Origin of the sequence: Nostoc sp. C110, assembly GCF_043099725.1 — a bacterium.
GTDB lineage: Bacteria > Cyanobacteriota > Cyanobacteriia > Cyanobacteriales > Nostocaceae > Nostoc > Nostoc muscorum_A.
This window is the reverse complement of sequence record NZ_CP171137.1, coordinates 57,206-77,118: the sequence shown is the minus strand read 5'-3', so window position 1 is coordinate 77,118 and position 19,913 is coordinate 57,206. Positions and strand designations below refer to the sequence as shown.

Sequence of the window (19,913 nt, the reverse complement as noted above, 5' to 3'; positions counted from 1 at the left end):
TCTGCTTCATCTGTAGCGACTGAACTATTCAGCATCCTGCCACCCTTCTAAAGTTGCCAAAAGTATGTTAACAAGAGGATGATCCACTAATTCCTTCAATGCCTCAGTTCCACCAGATTTCAACGCTCCAATTACCCGCGCTTTCAAAGTAGGATTACTATCGATTTTCTTGAGTGCTTCTGTCACCGCTATCTGTTTTTCTAGTGGAGTGCTAGTAGGGTAAATCTGCCCTAATTGATTGAGAAGCTGCTGAATTTCTGCTGCGGCTTCTGCAAGATTCTGCTTTTGCTCAGTAGAGTAGTTGGTGATGTTGCCGCCGATTTGTTGTGCGTTTACTGTGTCTGCGTTGACTAGACCACCAGCGAATTGAGCGCCTTGTAAGTTAAAACTAGAACTTTTATTACTTACCCTTTGTTGGTTATTTTCACCCTGAACATTATTAATATCGCCATCAACTGAACCACCAACTGAAAAACCACCGGGATTGTTTGTCATAAAACCTACCTGTTCAACGTTTGAATAAAAGCTAGGACGTTCTAACGCCGTCATCACCATATTTTCTAATCTGCGGATTTGATTATCTTTTTCTGCTAGCAGTAATTTAATCTCTCGCTCCGGCAAACCTTTTATCTGATTATAAGTATCAAAATATTCTGCGCTCAGTTCAGATTTATCAGCCATCGCTGCTGTTTTTGCACGAAGCAAGAACTTATCTTCGCCTCGCACTTCCATTCCCACAATCCGCAAATCTGCTTCTGGGTGATTTTCGGCTAGCTGCTTAAAGGAAATAGCGATCGCTCTGGGGTCAACACCTTGATTATGGTACAGGTCGAGGGTGTCGAAGATTGGCTTGATAAAATCTCCAAACTCACCCGGAGCAAAAACTTCTTGTCTATTGTCTGGTTTACGGTGAGGGTCTGGGTTTTCTTTTGTTGGGAGCCGCACATAAACGTATTCGCATTTCACACCGTCAAAATTAGTGTCAGTGGTGATGCCCCAGTCTTCAATGTAGGCTCCAGTGAGAGTAGCGCCCGTGAAGTCGGTTCCGTCTAATTGAGTTTGCTTTAGCTTTGCTCTGGATAAGTCTGCGTCTTGTAAGTTGGCTTCGCTAAGATCAGTACCTATGAAGCTGGCATCTGCTAAATTGGCTTGTTGAAAATTTACTCCTCGCAAGTCTTGATGGTCAAAGTTTTTGTCTTGTGCCTGTCCTGCAATTAAAACCTGTACTACTTGTGCTTTTTGCAAGTAACTTGTTCCAGTCCGAACAAGTTTAATTTTTTTAGTTTTATTGAAACAAGTACGAGTCAAAATAGCTTTTCTCAAATCAGTATTTTTAAGTGTGGCAGCCGTAAAATTGGCATCAGTTAAATCGGCATTGCGGAAGCTTGTACCGCCAAAGCTTGCAAAAGCAACAGCGATATTTCGGATAAAAACGTGCTTTTGATCTTCTTTTAAAGCACGCCATACAATATAAATACTAAGCAATGCGATTGTCCCAGATCCCGCAAAACTTTTTGCTACGTCTTTGGTCAAAATTCCTGCGGCTCCACCTCCTGCAATGGTTACAGCTAAAACTAAGACTCTAGCTCTGATTTCGGCTGCGGTAAACACCAAAGAAAAAGCAAAGACTCCAGCTAAAATTCCAGCTGCGGCAAAGAAAAAAGAGAAAGCTCCGCCTAAACCTAAAGTTGCACCTAATGTTACATTAAAGGGTCTTGCAAAAGCGAAAGCAAAGACAAAATAGAAAATGAATGCTCCCAATCCTGCTACTAAACCTTGACGGATAGTAACAAATAAGACTACAAGCATGATTAAAAAGGTTATGCAACTGGTAATATTAGCAGAACCATTAGTCAGTAAAATTGAAAGAAAACTACCTGCATAACCTGAAAAATTACCTGATATTCCTGACAATAAACATGATATTAGTACTATCCCAATTACCCAACGTTTCTGCAATCCTGCTTCTACATTACTAAAGTTAGCCCCTCTCAAATTAGCCCCTGTAAAATCTGTCCCTCGAATATCTGCATAGCTAAAGTTTGCCCCTGCAAGGTCTTGACCTTTGAATGAACGACCTCTGAGATTCTGGTGAGAGAAGTCTTGGGGCATGGCTAGGCTTATAAAAGCGACGGGTTATGTTACATACAGCTTCAGTATGGACTTTTACGGACTGTAACACAAGATTCCTGTTGAAGTTTGTGTGTTCAGCGATCGCATTTCTTGGGTAAGCTTCCACAGTGAAGGCTTGGCAGAAGTAGCGAACTCAACTCTCGCATATTGCAGCACTCGTTCCCATTAAAAAGGCCACGCCCTTTCTACCAATATTTCTTTCCCATTGGCTAAAGCGATTGCTGCTTGACGGTGCTTATCTACTAATGCAGAAGGTGAAATCATTTGAGCTTTATCCATGTGACGGAACCTATAAACTAAAAAATTAACTCCTTGGAAGAGCAGCACAGGTTAATGGTTGTTGAAGCTGATTAGAAGATTTATTTGCAACTAACTCAATTTTTCCATCAGCATTACGATGCCAAGAAGTAGCTTGGACAAGAGTTTCAGGGGATGCTGGTATTTGTACTGTCACTTCGCCTATTTTACGGTATGCAGAGAGATCACGAATATCAGACCAAGTGCGATCGCTCCTCACTTCTTGATTGGGATTTTGTGGTACACCACCCCGACCTGTTGCGACAAAGCGACTGCCTTGATTACTCGCGCAGCCACTGGCAATTTGCTGGGATGGATCGGTAACATTTGCAGGTAGTTCGACTAAACCCGAATTTGGATCGACTCCGATAGTATTAACTTGAACGGTACCACTTAACCCAAATTGGGAACTGGCAGTAATGTCACTATTGGGTGTAAGTTGGTCTTGAAATTGCAATCCGAAGATGCCCCCAGTAGTTATTTGGATATTGCCACCGCTTCCCAGTACCGCATTAGCCGAAATATCGCTGTTTTCTTTTGGCACAGCGACAATTGACCCAGCATTGATATTAATGTTGCCTCCTGTAGAAGTACCAAGGGCATTAGTGATGATGTTACTGCTGTGCCGTAATAGCAGTACATCATTGGCATTGAGGTGGATATCACCTTGACCCCCTCCATTCACCTCAGAACGCAGATTTGCGCCATTGTCAAGGAAGATGTTATTAGCAGTAATATTTAGATTGCCTGCATCGCCACTGCCTGTATTACTCACAGTAATTTCCGCATGATCCCTGACATGCACTGCATCTGATGTGATATTTATAGACCCCGCAGCAAAGCTAGTTGTTGAAGATGCGGCGATCGCACTCTTGAGAGAGCTACCATTAATTAAGTTTTGGGAAGTTCCCTGTACGTCAAGATTTTTCACTTGCAGGTTAACACTACCAGCAGATCCTTGACCCAAACTAGAAGAAGTAATTTGTCCACCATTGAAAACACGCAGATTATCAGCTGTCAGGTTAAGATTGCCACCTGAACCCACAGAACCATTACCCAGAGAAGCTTTGATACCTGTGATAGTTTGGCTATATCCATCAATCATCGGGTCACTGACTTGTATATCTTTAGCTCGAATATCAATATTTCCTGCTGTACCAATTGCTCCTGGTATAAAAAGACCCAAGAAATTTACTTGAGAACCTACTACCTCACTGGTAATGCCCCCACCATTTGATAATATGAGATTCCCTGTATCGATAGAAATGTTTCCTCCTTGTCCTGTTGTCCCAGATTCCAGCGAAGCGAGAACTGCACTAAATATACCAACAGGGTTAGCGCCTTGAATATCTAAACTCTCGGTAGCTCGAATGGAGACTTCTCCTCCTGTACCATTCCCTCCCAACACACTGCTACTAATACGACCGCCATTGAATAGGTGAATCCTTTGAGCATCAACAGTAACTTGTCCACTGTGATTATTGCTTCCAGAGAGAAGTAAATTAGCAATTGTAGTTGCAGAAGATCCAAGTAAAGTTTCATATCCCAAGAGATCCACATCTGTAGCGTGAATGGTAATATTTCCAGTCCTAGAGTTATTACCAGAAGTGCTAGACACAAGCCAAGCTCCATTAGCCATCTTTAAACGTCCAGTTTCGATGGTTATATTTCCTGCTTGTCCTGTTGCTGGTGGCCCTGGAAGTACAATTAATCCTAATGAATTGCCTACAGAAGTGCTGATCCCAGCGAAGAGAGGTTGGTTAACAAGATCGGTGGTTCCTAAAAGATCGATAAATTCTGTAGTCTGGACGGTAATACCTTTTCCTTGTCCAGCAAAGGTTGTTGCACCAATGTTCGAGCCATCCTGTAAGGTTAATCCCCGTCCCCAAATATTAATTGCGCCGCCGTTGCTACCATCCGCAGTGACAAAAGAAGTTTGTTGCAGTGTAATTGTACCCCCGTTGACAGTATTTGGCAAAGAAGTGAGTTGCCATCCAGTTTCCTTGTCTAGGGCAATTTCTCCATTTTGCAGCGCCCATAATTCTATATGTCCATCAGGAGCAGAAATATTGGCACTATCAATATCAATCTGACCACCCACAAGTGCTAGAGTCTGGTTGGGAATCACTGATAATGTTGGTAATCTAAAAAAGAACAAACCGAACCCTAACCCTGGAGGCCCTTGCACGTGAATTGGTGAGCCTTGGACTTGAATAGCTCCCGCATTACTTCCGATCTGCAACCCCACGGGTACACTCATGGTTAACAACGGTGGTTCAGTGGAATTGACTGCACTAAATTCTGTTGCATCGCTAAATTTGATACTGCTTGCTGTTGTTCCGACGAACGAACCACCGATATTTAGGCTGGTATTTGGCCCGAATACAATCCCCGACGGATTCATCAAAAATAAACTGACTGGGTTATTGCTACTGAGTGTCTGAATCAACCCATCTATATTAGAAACATTACCGCCTGTAACTCTACTAAATATCGTTGTAATATTTGGTGTGTTAGTTAAATCAAAGGTTGCACTGCCACCTGTCGGTACTGAGAAATTACTGAAGCTGTGAAATAAATTATTTCCTTTATTAACACCATTGAAAATCCTAAAGTCATTTCCATTAATGCTGACACTGGTGTTAGTCGTGCCATCAGATATTACCTGAGCTAAGGCTGGTGATGATATGCCTGAAGTGAAAAATCCTGCGATCAATGCTGTTAACAACAATTGAAAGCAGAGGTTTGATTCTTTGTAAGTAATTCTCATCACCAATACCTGGATTGAACTCGTTAAAGTTAGAGTTCCCGTAAAGGTATGCAAAATCACATGATTAAATTTGAGGAACAGCAGCATAAGTTAATGATGGTCGCAGCTGAGTCGGAGATTCATCTGCAACTAGTAGTCTGCTAAGGAAACAATGCAAAGGTGGTTAGCAGAGGAGAGGCAAATACCAAGTTCTTTCCCCTCTGCTCCTCTGCCGACCTCCACAAGCGCAATTTTGGGTTGGTGAACTACTAGGGGTAGTGTGAAGGTAGCTGCGACCAAAGTAAAACTAAACCGTATAGTTTAGTAGAACTCCCTATAATATAGAGAGAAAATACTTGGCTGCAATCATTACTGTCTTTTCAATTCTTGCGGAATCTTGAAATCTGCTTTTTGAAATGATTGAGATTGGGAAAATTATCTAGCATTAAAAAAGAATGACTAATTTTTCCAAAAAGTCATAGATTGTTGCTGGCGCTTGAGCCGATAAATTCTTGCTGGATAATTATCATTACTCCATCCGGCTTCAATCTGGTGTGTGTCAATCAGATCCTGCAATCCCTTATCAAGGACGCTGTAACTACAATCAAATATGTCTTTTAATTCTCCAGCAGTTTTCTCGCCAGAACGCAGAGATTCTAAAATAGCCTGATTAATAGGATTCATAATTGCTCTACTAAAATTTACTCAGATATTAAATATTAAGAATTCAACTATTCTGAATACATCTGTCTGAATAGTTAAAATATTAACAGAAATTTTCATGAATCAATCTACCAATCATATTAAATTGCTTCCCAATTATGACTTTTGAATGATGAAATTTTATTATGAACTCTATCATCTGGAACTTATTAATGGGACTCGCTACCAAAAGAAGCACTTCCAATAAAGCTAAAAAAAGTAAACAGCATCCAACCTAAACAAATATGCTTTTGAGTTTGCCAATCGTATCTATCTTCTATCGTCGGGATTGTGTTAGCTTCAACGATTTCTAATCCCCAGTAGCCTAATGCACTGATGCCAAACAACATAGTGCTGACGATGGACAATTTAGCGATGACTTTGAGAATGTAATTGCCTAAGTTAGGCGGTGTTTGAAAGGATTGTCTGTGACGATGATGGATAGCTAGTTCACTTGGAGCTACAACCAAAACACGTCTTGGTTTTTGTTGAGTGAGTTGGCAGACAACTTGTTTATTATCAGTCATGGGTTAAACCAAAGCCTTTGGTTGTAACTAAATTAGTTCCAGTAATTATATTGTAAACTTTCATCAGGTATATGTGGTTAAATTTACATAAAAATTCCACATTCAGAAAAGATATTCTAATGGTTAAGCGATCTCATACGAAACAACCAAAAGGACAAACAAGCAATTAAGCTGAAAGTCAGTTAAAAATATCCCCCAGCGCATACCGCACTAAGGGATATACTTAATCAATCCGCATCGCTAAAGTAAATCGGCTCTACATGATCCAATACAGATTCATCAGCGATAATCTGTGTTCGGGTGCTAAGTGATGTAACCTGTATATCCACTTCAGGGAAATTAATGCCTAACTGGTCACATATTTCCCTTATTTTTCTTTCTTGAAAAGTTATCTCTTGTTGGGTATGAGTAAAATGTCCATACCCTTCTGATTCCCAAGAACTAACAATTATTTTCGCCATATTCACTCATTGTTTTGATTTTCAACGATAAAAAAACTACCACAAAACTACTATTAAAGAAGCTTTGTGGTAATTCGTTTACAAATGTCGCCAGAAATTCTTACTGATAGTCTTGAGACTGACTACATTGAGTTCTGCTGTCGCTTCAGGGGCATGACCAACAGCCACCGCAGCAACTTGTGGTGCAGGTGTCGTTAACAGAGAATTGAGTAATTCTTGCTGATAGTCAATATCTGCTACTGTGCGGTAAACTCTGTGATAATTTATCTGCATCCCCAAAGGTGTTGGGACGATTTTCAGATATTCATTAAGAGCAGATATGTAGGTATCACCAAAATTCTGGAGAGCAACAGCTGGACGGAGAATATTCAACAATTGAATAGCTCGTCTAATGTCTGCAACACTGCGGCTAGCATCAATCTCTGGCTGACTTTCGCGGTAGCCTTTACCTTTTTTCTCAGCTACCAGATTGTTAAATTTACTAACCGCTCTCTGATGATTGCCTAATGTGTGAACTTTGGTTTGTGCTTGATAACCGACTCTGCCCCACTGCACTGTCAAGTTACTATCTTCGACAATGGCCGCCCAGAACTTATTGCTGTTCTGGATAGCATCAACATACACTAAATAGATTTCCATGTTTTTAACCCAGTCAACTCGCTAACTTCTGGGCATTGCCCCATCTAATTTGATGTTGTAGTGCTTCAAGTATTGTTTCTGCTTCGTGTGTTGTTAGCCCATTTAATTGTGAGCAAATATCTACCAAAAGTTGTGGCGTATCCATACCAAGAAATGTGACAAAAAGTGCATCCCTAGAAGCTTCTATTAATGTGTAACTGCTCGGCTTATGCCTTTCTAGCATAAATACATAATTTGTTAATACCGTCCGAAGCAACAATTTTGTTTCTCTGTCTAATTTCTCCAAATATGCGCCATAATTCTCAACCAGTTGGTCAATGGTTGGAGTCTGCCCGTAATAAGTAACTAAGTCTGTTGCCATATTTCTGCATCTTATTAACTATGTTAATTGGTTGCTATCAATTAGCAAAAGAAAGAGCGATGGCGTACCCGCTATGAACCGATGGCGATCGCCCCCATAGAATCAGGAGACAATCGCTTTTTCATCAGTTCATATTCCGAAATTTAGCAGCACGCAAAGATTGAGTTTTCGCTGCAACCACAGGACTACTAGCCCGTCGTGCGGTAGCCGCCCAGGACTGCATACGCTCGACAGCAGCAGCATCAGTAACGGCAAGCGGGGTAATCGTTTGACGGCAGGCTTCGAGGTCAGCAAGCGTTACCTGCTGCGGTCTACCCTCATCCAATGCCAGTAGAGCAGCTTCCGAAGCAAGGGTTTCCAGTTCTGCGCCTGAAAACTTTGCGGTCGAAGCTGCGATCGCTTCGAGGTACTCCGATTCCAGGTGAATACCAAATCGCTCTAGGTGAATCCCCAAAATCTGTACCCGTTCTGGCTCAGTGGGCAGATCAACAAAGAAAGCCTCATCAAACCTACCTTTGCGCTTAAACTCACTTGGTAGTGCTGATGGATCATTGCAAGTAGCTACAATAAATACCCCAGCAGTACACTCACTCATGAACGTAAGCAAAGTTCCAAGAATCCTTTGACTAACACCACTTGTATCGCCAATACCTGAAAGCGCCTTTTCCACCTCATCAATAAACAAGACACAAGGTGCGATCGCGGATGCTGTTTTCAGTGCGCGTTTAACATTACCTTCGGATTCGCCAACTAGTGAACCTAGAAGGGACGCAATATCGAGTTGCAGAAGTGGTAGATTGAGTATGCTAGCGATGTTTTTGGCGCAGTGAGATTTCCCAGTACCTGGAGGCCCTGCCAGTAGCACGCCTTTTGGTTGGGGTAAGCTAAGACTTCGCGCCTCTTGTGTGAATAGCCGCCGCCGACGAGTCAGCCATTCGCGCAGTAGATCCAAACCGCCGAAGAGTATGCTGGCTGGCTTACCCAACTCGATACCCATTTGAGACAGTAGCCGAGTTTTGTACTCGACGGCTTTGGGGATGAAATCAGCGCCGACAACGACACCATCATTAGTTAAGTTTTCTTTGACTGTTAACCGAAGGAAGTCGCTAATCTCCTCCAGGGTTAAACCCAGTGCAGCACGAGAAAGAGTTTCAAATTCAGCATTTTCAAGCGTAACAGTGAAAGTCAATTCCTGTTCAATAGCTGACTGTTGTAGGTCATGCAAATAAGAATTGATATGTTCAAGTATTTGGTCAATACTAGGTAAAGGAACTTCACAATAAGGAATCAATCTGACTAAGGATTCGTGTAATTGTATGTTCTGACCTAACAAGACAATGCGTTTATCTGTGGGTTTTAACCTGTGGTAAAGGTTTTTAATCTTGCTTAAAATTTCCCAACTCAATTGGGGTGAATTCTTCGCAATAAAGGGGTGAATATCTCCGAGGATAAATACACCATTCCCACTAAAGTTAGCAATGTAATCAAACACATATAACAATGGATCAGCCTGTGGTGGTTTCTTATACTCTGCAACTGGCTTAAACACCAATCCCCCATCTGCTGCGATTAAACATTGCTCTAAGGTTGATACTCCCAGATTCCAGAAAAACACTGGACTTGATAGCTTGTTAGATGCCTCTGTAGTCAACCACTGAATAATCGTTGCTTCATCAGGAGACAGCACATCAAGCGCTGCGATCGGAATTTGTGAATCGAGTGTGGAGAGCAGATTTGAGAGTTTCATGTCAATTATTCAAATATTTCACTTATGAAATGGCGAAGCCTTTATGATCAGCAGTTACCAGCCGAGTTAAAACTGGTAACTGATGACTGATTACTGGTGCAAACGTGTTTGACTGCTTAGGGTAGTCCGAAGTTGTTGGGTTTGGGCTTCGTCCTTAAACGTGCGATCGCTCTCGCTCACAACTCCCAAAGCGGATTCAAATGGTTGCGTAGCCGATAAACAACTCAAACCCTCAAATCCCTCAGCCTCCACTCGAACTTCACCTGTAGCATTGTCGAAATGAATCAGTATTGAACGTTCCATAATTTATCTCCGTGCAAATTGTTTAACTTCTTGATGTCCGGCAAAGGTTAGGCGTAGAGTTTGCACAGTTCCTTTAGTTGATTCAGCGATCGCACATTCACCAAACTGCTCTTGTAACTCGGCAGCCTTCGCCAAAACCATCCGCCGTCCGTAAGCAGGCATTAGCTGACAGGCGTAGAACTTTCCTCCTAATTGCCTAATTACTTCGTACTCGTCCTGGATCATTTCGTATTCCGACCCATTCCACTTAAATCCCATATCTGCACGAGCTTTTATGGTGCGACCAGACACAATGATTTCAGCGCTTTTTCCTTGAGAGCCACCGTAGTATCCTTTTAGTAATTGTGGTGAGGAGTGAACTTGCGGATTCAGTTTCAAATCTTGTAAAGCTTGTACCAGACATTCAAAGGATGTGAGCTTGGTTTTAACGGTTGAGAAGTGTGACATGAGAATTTTGTTCCTATAGTGGTAGAACTGCGGTATTCTTTGTGAGGTGTATATGCATTTTTCGTTTAAGGTATTTAGTCTTGAGCGAATGCACCCTCGCCCAAGACTGTTTTTTACCTGAACTTGAACGACATGACCGTAGCTTTCGACAAGCCCACGTCGCCAGTCGCTAGCTCTTGGAGATTGCGCTGTTCGTCTAGGAGTTTGACCCGAATTTCTTCCATCTTTCGCTGTAATTGACTGCGCGTATCAGAACCAAGATTTTTGGACTCAATCGCTGGGTCGGTGACAATCGAATCCAAATGCTCCATCATCTGCTGTAAACTGCTGCCAGCTTCCGGTGAGGCATTTGCCAGTAACACCCGCACTTTCATTAGGTGTTTTTCCATCTTTTTTTTGAACTGGACTGGCTTGCGTCCTGGCTCCCAGTCGCTCAATTCTTCAAGCAACTGTGCGGCAAGTTGTTCACCGCCAGCTAGAGCAGATTCCCTTAATCGTTGCTCCAGATTTTGGTCATACTGTTGGATGAACTTGGTAATCTGGTCAAGACATTCGGCTTGTTGCTGGTTGAGTTGCTCAGAGAGGGCAGGTATAATCACTGGACGACCAATAATGACTTGCAAATAGTCTTCGAGATCGGTCAGAGTCGGAAATGCTCTTAACAAGTTGGCTTTTACAGATTCTTGCTTATCGTGGGGTAATTCCCAAGTGTTAAGTGAGAGGAACTGGTCAATCCGCTCTTGATAATCTGCGAGTCCTGATTCATAATCAGCTTTTAATTGATTGCGTAAACCAGGGGCAATATTATCCCTAATATTAAGTAGTTGGCTCCAAACAAGTGGAGCCAAATCAATCGGACAAATCCAATCACCAGTATCCGCAGACATCCATTCTTGAACCGAAGCAATCTCTTGACGCAATTGGGCAGCAGCTTCATCAAGCTTTTTAAATACCTTGATACCTCGCAAACCGACTTCGGAATTTGTAACTTTCACGAGGTCTGATTCAATTTCAGAGACTTCAGCTTTTAAGACATCTGCCCATTTAGGAGCAGCAGACTTTGTACTTTTCTTTAGCTGAATGCGAAATCTAATGCGGGTTTTATTTAACTGTGAGAAATTGTGGCGCTCGACTACTGCATCAGTTAGGAAATTTGCAACGATAGGGTTGTCAATTGCTTGTACCATGATTATTCACCTCAATCATTATTTTTCACTTCGATTAAGCGAAGCTTTCTTTGTGAGTATTTCTCAAGTAGTAGCTCTATAGATTACTTTTGTAGAGCTATTTTGTAGCCTAATATGCCTTTTCTTTGTTAGCTGTAGACAAGACTTGAGAACTGATCAAATATGCTTCCCTACTTGAAGGTAAATAGGGAAGCATAAAGGCGAACACAATTGCTGCAATCACCTCAACAAGTATTTGGCTATTAAGAAGGCACATCTTCCCAGTAACCAACTTCATCGTCATAATTTGCTTGCATAGACTGCAATTTGTTGACGAAGTTAGCAAATTCTTCGTTAGTTAGTGACTGCCTTCCTTTTTTCCCATAGTTATCTATGAGAAACTGTTTGCCCTTTTCCTCTTTCCAACCTAAAGCTTCAATCAATCGTTGTGACTCCATCATCAATTGATTGCGATCTAGTGCATGAGATATATGCTTTGGTAAGTTATTGTTAGGCAATCCTTTTTTCCACCAATCGCAGATGGAATTATGCACAAGGGCAATTTCTTGAGCTATTGGTTTCTTGCCAATACAATAACTCTCCCAGTCGGGCGCAGTTGGCTTTTCGTATCCGTTACATACACAGGCATTGGAGGTTTGCCCCCCTTTCTCACGTTTCTCTGTTTTCAATATGGGACAAAATACCCACATCGAATGCCAAAGTAAATTCTTCGGTTGGTGATGTTTGCCTTGAAAACTTGCATAAGCTTGTTCGCAGGTTTCACGGAATGCCATTAGTTGTTGATCAAATGACACTTGAAATACTCCCCAAGCAGTTATTTGTACTGGTGCAATATGAAGAGGTTGATTTTGAGAATCGACGAAAATCACCATATACCGCCTACCGAATTTGTAGGCGTTCTTGTCCAAACCATCACTGCTACGCCAAACTCCAATCACCTTTCTATCGTTTCCGTATAGCAGAGGCGATCGCCCAATCACAAGTATTCGTGGTTGTCTATAGAGAGCGCCAGGAATGCCTATCTTTTCATCGTTTTCGTCCAACTTGTTAGTAAGAACTTTATACTCTTTCCCACCAACTAGTTCTTTATTTTCGTACCATCCTGCTAATTGTTGATTTTCGTAAGCAATCCAAATGCCTGCGGGTGAAGGAATACTCTTTGCTGCTGGAGTCTTTTCGTGCGCCTTGTGTTCAGCAGAATCAAAGTCAAAAGCTGTCATAGTAGCTGCTGCCTTTCTTTAATGTTAGTTTTCGCAAAAAATAAGCGAAGCTTTAATTCTGATTGGGTAATTCTGCATTATTTTCTTGATAGGTCATTGTTTAATATCAACAGATTTCACTCTCTCATTGGCGAAGCCGTTGATTTCAGATGTATCTATCAAGTACAGAGCCAATAAAACAGCGCTCTTGATTTCACAAAAGCGCTTTTTATTACTAATTATTTGTAGTTATAGGTTATTCGTGTGAATTAAATCTTGCTAACAACTCTTCACGGGATAATTCAAGACATAGGGGAGTAAATTCTTCTGGTGTTAACTGCAATAAACTCTCGACTACTCTTGAAAGTTCTTCATCCATAGAACCAAACCGGAATCTTAACAAGTTTTCTACTACTTGACGTTGCCCCTCTTGTACCGCTTGCGCTCTTGCTTCTTGATAAGCTTCTGTTAAGTTCATGATCAACTCCTGGTCATCTCTGGTTAATTCTGTCTGTGTCATTACACTGATACGCCACCTGTAAATTATTTCCAGTACGTTCCGGCGTACAAGATCGGATGGTGGTAGTGCAACCAGTTCTTCTACTGCCTCCCTTTGTACTTTTCCCCGACCCAACAGCCTAAACCACAGCGTATCTGGAGTTAGCGGTAGCTTGTTAATCGCTATTATTGCTGCTCTTACTCCTTCAGGCAAAAAGTACACCCCGCTCATCCAATTGTCTAAATCTAGTTTAGCTTCAAAAGCCTTGAGCAGAGCTTTGGAAGCACTGGGAGAAATAATCCACAGTTGTGCTAGCTCGTTCTCCGCTATTGTTGTGTCTTCCCTGTTAGCTTTACGCTGTGCGTCTGCAATTACAGTGAACAATTTTTGTAGACAACTACGTACTTCTGTTCTATTCGGTTGATTGCGAAACGGTTCTAGCAAAGTAGTATTTAATACTGCTATTCTACCCAATAATCCTAAAGTTTCTACATCAACCGCAGATGTCGGTGTTGGTGAAAATAACACATCAACAAATCTTGTTTCATCAGTGACTTCCCTGTTAGTTTTTACTTCCCCAAAGGGAGAAAGTAACTCTTCTAAAAACTGCTTGGCAAATTTATCGTGAGGTTGTTGGGTCATTTTGTAAGGGCGAACTGTGTTTTATTTTACGAGGTTGAGAAAAGCTTAGTGGTGGGTATAGAAACCCACCATTTCACTTACGCCGCTACCAACTCCCGACGAACTTGTGGCAGTTCAATCGGAGTAGTTACCCTGAACAGTGCTTCTACAGCCTCTTTTACGCTCCAATACTTCATGCCATTGCTACACTGCCAATAGTAGGTCTTGGGGTCGTTTTCCCATAACTCATCAACGTTTCTGACCTTGAAGACAATTCCCAAGAACTTACCATCTAGATATACGTTGTGAGCCGTCTGAAGGCTAGTGCGTCCTACATAAGTCAGTCGATAGCCGTGCCGTCTACTGGTTCGCACAAGTCTTCTGCACGAGTCCCGCGATACGAACAATTACCGCACCCATGTCCTTCGCAGTCTGGACAGATGGCAGCAGGCATATTCCACTTCGGCAGAGTGAAATCCCATTCAGTCGGTGGGGAAAATAATCGAGCCTTGTGAGAGATATAACAACCAGCGTGACCGATTACTTTATCAGGATAGTATTGGACGCTCAACGATAGCCAATCACAATCACCCAATAAGCCAATTTTCTCAGAAGCTTGTTTTAATTCCTCATCTTCCTGGTGATTGCGCTCTACTGGAGCAGAAAGACTCGCTTTTACCTCTGCAACAGCGCGTTTGAAACACTCTTTGTGGTAGCGAGCATAGCCGTGGATCATTTTTACCCACACGATATCATCACTGTTGATCCAGATAGTTACTACATCTTCGGGCTTGCACTCTTTTGAGTAGTCTGACTGATTGACGATAGTTGCAATGATTTGGCGATCGCGTGTGGTTAACGGATCTTTTGTTGGCGCAGGGGCTGAAACTTGTGTAATCATTAGAAATACCTCTTAAATGGGTAAAAGAGCGATCGCAACTTTTCCAGAGCCAGCGATCGCCTTTTGATTTGTGTACTGATTGACGTTGTGGCTTGCCACAACACTCTCACTCTAGAATTGGCAAAGCCTCATATTTATTACTCCTAGTCAGTGACCGGAGCTTGCTACAGCAGCATATCTCTTGATCGGGCAGTAGTCGGCAACGAGCTTCAAAGCGACTATCGTACTGCTGCGGCAACTTTTTATTTGGAACCCACTCAGCCCTTACCTCACTTCAGCAGCCTTGACTATTCGCTGCATCCTTTACCTGGGGGCTTTGTTTTCTGTTCACTTTTTTCAAGGTTCAATGGTGAGCGCCTCTATATTTAGCTAGGAGGCTGGCGCTTTGTTCCTCCGCTATATTTATAATTTACTAGCTACACTTATAAGTGTCAAGTGCTACTTATAAATTAATGGGAAATAATTTTAGGAACACCAAAAATCTCTTGTACATCACGTTCAAGCACTTGACAAATATATCTAAGCAGTTGAAAAGAGACGTTTTGAGGAGCTTTTGGCATAGCTGGATTTTCTAAAAGCTGAATATATTGCTGAGAAACCTTGTAATCAAATCTTGATTGGATTTCATCGGCAAGTGAGCGCCTAGAAACTTTTCCACGCATCTGCTTCAGCTTCTCCCCAAAAGCTTGTTTCCACGCCACAGTGGTAATTAAATCTAGTTCTAACATAATATATTCTTTACTAGTGTCACTTGACGTATCCATAATGTAATTGATAAAGTGATGCTAGTAAAGAGTAAATCACTCACAGCCAAAAGCGATCGCTTTAGCTTTGCAATGCGATGATTTCAGCCTAGTCACTCGGAAAATCATGACTATGTTTTTACGCTAGAGATGGTGTGGCTTACAAGCCGCTTAACACTAAATAAGGCGATCGCAGTTCTCATAAAAATGAGATCGCCCTGAATTTGAGGGAATGAAGTTTTTACAACCAGTTTTCAGACTTGGTGGGTCATCAGAATCATTTTTGAGGAAATCTAGAACGCTTGATAGAGTCAACTGGCTTAGTTATCTGTTTGTTTTAAAGACTCTCGGTGTCCCAAGCTGAGTTCTCAACGCACAACTAAAAATTACCAATTGCCTACCTTCATTTGTTTGGCATGAACCAGTAGTGTATAAGTTGACGTTGTTAATTGCTAAATAGGACTAATTTCAATTGATTTTAATTATCCGTGAGCCTGCTACGAGTGAAGAAATAGAAGAAATGCTGAAAACTTGGGAGGTATTTATTAAAATAGCAGTAGACATCGAACGCAAAGTTATTGCAGGTGGTGGCGTTCGCCATTACGAATGTGAACAAGAGTTACTCAAAGACGGAAGCAGACAACGAGATATTTGGGGTGCTGATTGGTCTCCTTCGACTCAGGAAATTGTCTTTGAGTCAATCATCAACATCCGCCCCAGCCAAAATAACCGTAGTATGGTAATTAGATCCCCCGAAATTCGAGAACGCGTCACCCAGATTACCCAGCAATTGCTAGGAGGATTATAATGCCCAACTGGAGTACAATTGAAGCTAGTTTTCTAAGCCTATCCCACGCACAACAATTGGGAGAGTTGGCCGTTAGTTTGGCACGTCTTAACTCTTGGTCACAAAAAAGTGCAAGCCTTGAAGTAGTTCCCGTATTGTTAGACGAAATTTTACTGTATTTGTCTTTGATCCAGCGAGAAAGCCAAATTAATATTAAATTAGATCAACTTCTTGGCTTGTTGCAAGGCTGGAAACAAAACTGGCTCAATATTTGGAATAACTCAAGCGAAACTGCAAATATTGCAGATATTGCGTCTACTTGGTCACAACGAATATTAGCTTTGTCTGGTTTGCTGACTTCTGAATCTATAAGTGCATAGTCTTAAATGGTGCGATCGCCCTACAACCCTTCTGTTCTCAATTACTTTTTACTAAATTTTGAGAATTGCACTATTGTTTTCGTTTTTACCGTTCGCACCCAATCCCATCACCATCTCGGTCAAACCCATGAGGATCGGGTGGCAGCACTTTAAACCTTCGTTGGCTAATATCTCGGCAATTTAAGTCTGCTGAATTCTTTGGAATGCAAAAATCTGGGTAAGCAGGGTCGCAGTTATTCTGTTGCGGCGGTTGAATCGCCTGAGAAGTTGTCTTTTGGGTAGCTCTGTGGCGGAAGTCCCAAGGCATTACAGGATTAGCCTGACTCCAAAATGCTAAACGCTCTTGTTTAGCGGTGTTTTCACCCTGCAACAAGCTATCTTTAGACTCTGGACAACCTTTGAGGTACTGACGATACACTACAGCCTGTCCTTCTTGCACCATACTCACGTTGACACTGCGATTACCAACAAACACCTCTGCAACCAAGCGCTTGTATTTGTCAGTTTCAATAGCGCGTATGGTAATTGCTTGTCCTACTGGCAGCAATTGTTTAAGTCTTGTTGATGATTGCTGTCCCCAAGGGTTTTGCTTCATCTCTGGTGCATCAATGCAAGCGAGGCGGACAGTCACAGTTTTGTTACCAGTTTTCACCCGTATGGTGTCACCGTCACCTACGCTTACAACTGTAGCGGTAAGATTGTTGGCAAATACGGGTAACGACATTTGAGCTAGAAACAAAGCCCCAACACCAATCAAGCGAAATTTAAAAACCATTTGTACTAAAAATCACTCTTAACTTCTTTTAGGATTCCCAATTTCGGCCAAGCGATCGCTAGTTAACTCACAAATTATTTTTATGTTTTAAAGTAGAAAATAGTTTCATTGAAAGTGATTGTTAGTACCAATGAAAGTTTTAAGGTTAGTCCTACCAACCTTGTTGCTGCTAGGCACGCCTGCAATGGCAGTTGAGTTCAAAGGGCAAAATATTGATGGTCAAAAGCTGCCTGCTAGAGCTTACTATTATGCAACTGGTGGTCTTTACAAAGTTCAGGTCAGCTTTCACAACAAGCGGGCCACAATTTACTTTGATGACGGCAACCAAACAACTATACAGTTGAACCAACAGGTAATTACTGACTCAAACAATATTGAAGGTTTTGGAAAAATAGGGCAATATCTTGTAAGTAGCACGTTCAGTCTTGGCTTGGTGTATGACAATAATTGGCTTGGCAGCAGTGATAGTCAATTGCAACAATCCAATGCGCTAGATGGGTTGTGGAAAATTAGTTTGGAGTGAAAAGTAATGTTGACTAATTTTCTCCCATCACAAGTTATTCAATTAACAGACCCAAAAGCGATCGCTTTTGCCCAAAGTATTGAGAGAATTGCTCTTGCAACCTCCCTGAGCCAAAACCAAATCCTCACAACCTATATTAAAAAAGGTAGTGGGGGAACACCAATTCTGCTGCTACACGGTTTCGACAGTTCCATCCTAGAGTTCCGTCTTCTGTTGCCATTACTTGCTACTCAAAATGAAACATGGGCAGTAGATTTGTTAGGTTTTGGCTTTACACAAAGGCAAAAAGAAATAAATTACAGTCCAACTACAATCAGAATTCACCTTTACGATTTTTGGAAAACTTTAATCAACAGACCGATAACACTAGTGGGCGCATCAATGGGAGGTGCAACTGCAATTGATTTTACTGTTACTTACCCTCAAGTTGTAAAATCATTAATATTGATTAATAGTTTAGGTTACACTAGTTCTCCCGTCTTTACCAAATACTTGTTTCCTCCTTTTGATTTTTTGGCTGTGGAATATCTACGTCAACGCCACATCTTGGCATTAAATATATGTAGTATCTTACCTAATCTAGATACCAAAATACTTTTGGCTATTCAATGCGCCATGTTACACCAAGAAATGCCTGGTTGGAATGATGCCATGATTTCTTATGTAAAATCTGGTGGTTATAGTGAATTAGCAAATACAATTGCCCAAGTTGACAAACCAACACTCATTTTATGGGGAGAAACTGATGATATATTGCCATCTGAAGATGCAGAAAAATTTCAGCAATCTATTGTCAACTCTCAACTAATATTACTCAAAAATTGCGGTCATGCCCCTCAAATTGAACAGCCACAAATCACATCTCAACATATTTTACACTTTCTGAATAGTGGGAATTTTAATTGAGCTTAAGAGGATATTTTAAAAGTTCCGCTAGGTATAATTTAGCTATTCTGCACTTAAGCTAGTGTAGAACAGATAAATTGATACAAAAATCAAATCTTTCTTTAGCTATAAAAAGTTATATGAAATCGTATTTATATTCTAAAAAGGAAAATAGATGACTGATAAAAAGGTCGTGTTAGTTACAGGAGCATCATCTGGATTTGGGCAATTAACTGCTAAAAAGCTTGCTGCTGTAGGTTATTGGGTCTTCGGTACCAGTCGCAAGTCACATCCAGCATCAGGTGATGTGGAAATGTTAACGCTCGATGTTACCTCTGATGACTCAGTGCAATTATGTATCAAACAGTTGCTCACACGGACTAACTGCATTGATTTACTGATTAATAATGCCGGACAAATTCATGCCAGTATGCTGGAAGAAACTTCTTTACAACAAGCCAAGGAAATCTTTGAAACCAACTTTTGGGGTGTTGTCCGCCTCACCAACGCTGTTTTGCCAGTTATGAGACAGCAGAGAAGTGGACATATTATCAATATCAGTTCAGTCGCAGGATTGATTGGCGCACCCGGTCAAGGTTTTTACAGTGCAAGTAAATTTGCCCTCGAAGGTTATAGCGAAGCACTGAGTGTGGAGCTAGACCCGTTCAATATTAAAGTGTCTTTAATTGAGCCTGGTTACTTTAAGACTAACTTCAACCATGCCATGTTACCACCCACCTTCAATTATGCTGATTACGACAATGTACGTGATGTGATTCGCTCAACTGTCACTCAAGCAATTGCACAGGGCGATGATCCAACAAAAGTTGCACAGACAATTGTCTTTGCTGCTCGTAGCCGTTCCCCACGATTACGGTATCGTGTTGGTAATGAGGCACAATGGTTGCCTCGCTTGAAAGCAATATTGCCTGATAACCTGTTTCGATTTGGTGCCCGCAAGCGGTTGAACCTGCCATAAATCACAGCTTCTATTTAATACAGTGATGCCTGCGCTAACGTCTGCCGCAGGATACCCGAATGCGAACA

General features: G+C 41.6%; 22 protein-coding genes. 5 read left to right on the top strand and 17 right to left on the bottom strand.

The genetic code is table 11. The annotated features are described in order from the left end of the window. Positions 1-24 precede the first annotated feature (24 nt). The 16 genes from ACFFRD_RS00365 to ACFFRD_RS00290 all read right to left on the bottom strand — a co-directional run bounded on the left by ACFFRD_RS00365 (position 25) and on the right by ACFFRD_RS00290 (position 15,501). Entirely contained in the window at positions 25-2,112 is a 2,088-nt protein-coding gene (locus ACFFRD_RS00365; RefSeq protein ID WP_392476081.1) for a pentapeptide repeat-containing protein, read from the bottom strand. Positions 2,113-2,437: 325 nt separating this feature from the next. Beyond that, positions 2,438-5,200 (bottom strand): filamentous hemagglutinin N-terminal domain-containing protein, encoded by a 2,763-nt coding sequence (locus ACFFRD_RS00360; RefSeq protein WP_392476080.1) that lies wholly within the window; start codon positions 5,198-5,200, stop codon positions 2,438-2,440. A gap of 438 nt (positions 5,201-5,638) precedes the next feature. Next, positions 5,639-5,863, bottom strand: coding sequence for a hypothetical protein (locus ACFFRD_RS00355; protein WP_392476079.1), 225 nt, complete (start codon positions 5,861-5,863; stop codon positions 5,639-5,641). Between the two features lie 188 nt (positions 5,864-6,051). Next, on the bottom strand, positions 6,052-6,408 hold the full coding sequence (locus ACFFRD_RS00350; RefSeq protein WP_392476078.1) for a hypothetical protein: 357 nt from the start codon (positions 6,406-6,408) through the stop codon (positions 6,052-6,054). A 227-nt stretch (positions 6,409-6,635) separates the two neighbouring features. After that, positions 6,636-6,869 (bottom strand): hypothetical protein, encoded by a 234-nt coding sequence (locus tag ACFFRD_RS00345; RefSeq protein WP_392476077.1) that lies wholly within the window; start codon positions 6,867-6,869, stop codon positions 6,636-6,638. Positions 6,870-6,947: 78 nt separating this feature from the next. After that, complete coding sequence (locus tag ACFFRD_RS00340; RefSeq protein WP_392476076.1) at positions 6,948-7,508, bottom strand: WGR domain-containing protein; 561 nt, start codon at positions 7,506-7,508, stop codon at positions 6,948-6,950. 13 nt (positions 7,509-7,521) lie between these two features. Beyond that, positions 7,522-7,869 (bottom strand): hypothetical protein, encoded by a 348-nt coding sequence (locus ACFFRD_RS00335; protein WP_392476075.1) that lies wholly within the window; start codon positions 7,867-7,869, stop codon positions 7,522-7,524. Positions 7,870-7,993: 124 nt separating this feature from the next. Then, entirely contained in the window at positions 7,994-9,616 is a 1,623-nt protein-coding gene (locus ACFFRD_RS00330) for an AAA family ATPase (RefSeq protein ID WP_392476074.1), read from the bottom strand. A gap of 90 nt (positions 9,617-9,706) precedes the next feature. Continuing rightward, positions 9,707-9,919 carry a DUF2997 domain-containing protein gene (locus tag ACFFRD_RS00325; RefSeq protein ID WP_392476073.1) on the bottom strand — a complete coding sequence of 71 codons (213 nt, stop codon included), beginning with the start codon at positions 9,917-9,919 and terminating at the stop codon, positions 9,707-9,709. Positions 9,920-9,922: 3 nt separating this feature from the next. Then, a complete protein-coding gene (locus ACFFRD_RS00320; RefSeq protein ID WP_392476072.1) occupies positions 9,923-10,366 on the bottom strand; it encodes a DUF1257 domain-containing protein in 444 nt (147 codons plus the stop codon). 113 nt (positions 10,367-10,479) lie between these two features. Next, positions 10,480-11,553 (bottom strand): hypothetical protein, encoded by a 1,074-nt coding sequence (locus tag ACFFRD_RS00315; RefSeq protein WP_392476071.1) that lies wholly within the window; start codon positions 11,551-11,553, stop codon positions 10,480-10,482. A gap of 242 nt (positions 11,554-11,795) precedes the next feature. Further along, on the bottom strand, positions 11,796-12,773 hold the full coding sequence (locus tag ACFFRD_RS00310; RefSeq protein ID WP_392476070.1) for a DUF5895 domain-containing protein: 978 nt from the start codon (positions 12,771-12,773) through the stop codon (positions 11,796-11,798). Between the two features lie 235 nt (positions 12,774-13,008). Next, the gene (locus ACFFRD_RS00305) at positions 13,009-13,893 is read right to left on the bottom strand and encodes a hypothetical protein (RefSeq protein ID WP_392476069.1); all 885 of its coding nucleotides are present in this window, start codon (positions 13,891-13,893) and stop codon (positions 13,009-13,011) included. Positions 13,894-13,970: 77 nt separating this feature from the next. Next, positions 13,971-14,246 carry a hypothetical protein gene (locus tag ACFFRD_RS00300; RefSeq protein WP_392476068.1) on the bottom strand — a complete coding sequence of 92 codons (276 nt, stop codon included), beginning with the start codon at positions 14,244-14,246 and terminating at the stop codon, positions 13,971-13,973. Further along, complete coding sequence (locus tag ACFFRD_RS00295) at positions 14,213-14,773, bottom strand: hypothetical protein (RefSeq protein WP_392476067.1); 561 nt, start codon at positions 14,771-14,773, stop codon at positions 14,213-14,215. Before ACFFRD_RS00295 ends, ACFFRD_RS00300 begins: the two co-directional genes overlap by 34 nt. 449 nt (positions 14,774-15,222) lie before the next feature. Continuing rightward, positions 15,223-15,501: a hypothetical protein gene (locus ACFFRD_RS00290; protein WP_242061012.1), complete on the bottom strand. Its 279-nt coding sequence runs from the start codon at positions 15,499-15,501 to the stop codon at positions 15,223-15,225. A 487-nt stretch (positions 15,502-15,988) separates the two neighbouring features. Between ACFFRD_RS00290 and ACFFRD_RS00285 the strand changes: the two genes are divergently transcribed. Both ACFFRD_RS00285 and ACFFRD_RS00280 read left to right on the top strand, forming a co-directional pair. Further along, positions 15,989-16,324: a DUF5674 family protein gene (locus ACFFRD_RS00285; protein WP_190964939.1), complete on the top strand. Its 336-nt coding sequence runs from the start codon at positions 15,989-15,991 to the stop codon at positions 16,322-16,324. Next, complete coding sequence (locus tag ACFFRD_RS00280; RefSeq protein WP_392476066.1) at positions 16,324-16,683, top strand: hypothetical protein; 360 nt, start codon at positions 16,324-16,326, stop codon at positions 16,681-16,683. The genes ACFFRD_RS00285 and ACFFRD_RS00280 overlap by 1 nt, the downstream gene beginning before the upstream one ends. Before the next feature lie 85 nt (positions 16,684-16,768). On the opposite strand, the gene ACFFRD_RS00275 is transcribed toward ACFFRD_RS00280, so the two are convergent. Continuing rightward, positions 16,769-17,458, bottom strand: coding sequence for a thermonuclease family protein (locus tag ACFFRD_RS00275; protein WP_392476065.1), 690 nt, complete (start codon positions 17,456-17,458; stop codon positions 16,769-16,771). Between the two features lie 130 nt (positions 17,459-17,588). Between ACFFRD_RS00275 and ACFFRD_RS00270 the strand changes: the two genes are divergently transcribed. From ACFFRD_RS00270 to ACFFRD_RS00260, 3 genes are all read left to right on the top strand, one after another. Continuing rightward, positions 17,589-17,981 (top strand): hypothetical protein, encoded by a 393-nt coding sequence (locus tag ACFFRD_RS00270; protein WP_392476064.1) that lies wholly within the window; start codon positions 17,589-17,591, stop codon positions 17,979-17,981. 6 nt (positions 17,982-17,987) lie between these two features. After that, positions 17,988-18,887, top strand: a complete 900-nt coding sequence (locus ACFFRD_RS00265; protein WP_392476063.1) for an alpha/beta fold hydrolase — start codon at positions 17,988-17,990, stop codon at positions 18,885-18,887. Between the two features lie 154 nt (positions 18,888-19,041). Beyond that, positions 19,042-19,845 carry an SDR family NAD(P)-dependent oxidoreductase gene (locus ACFFRD_RS00260; protein WP_392476062.1) on the top strand — a complete coding sequence of 268 codons (804 nt, stop codon included), beginning with the start codon at positions 19,042-19,044 and terminating at the stop codon, positions 19,843-19,845. The last annotated feature ends 68 nt before the right edge of the window (positions 19,846-19,913 follow it).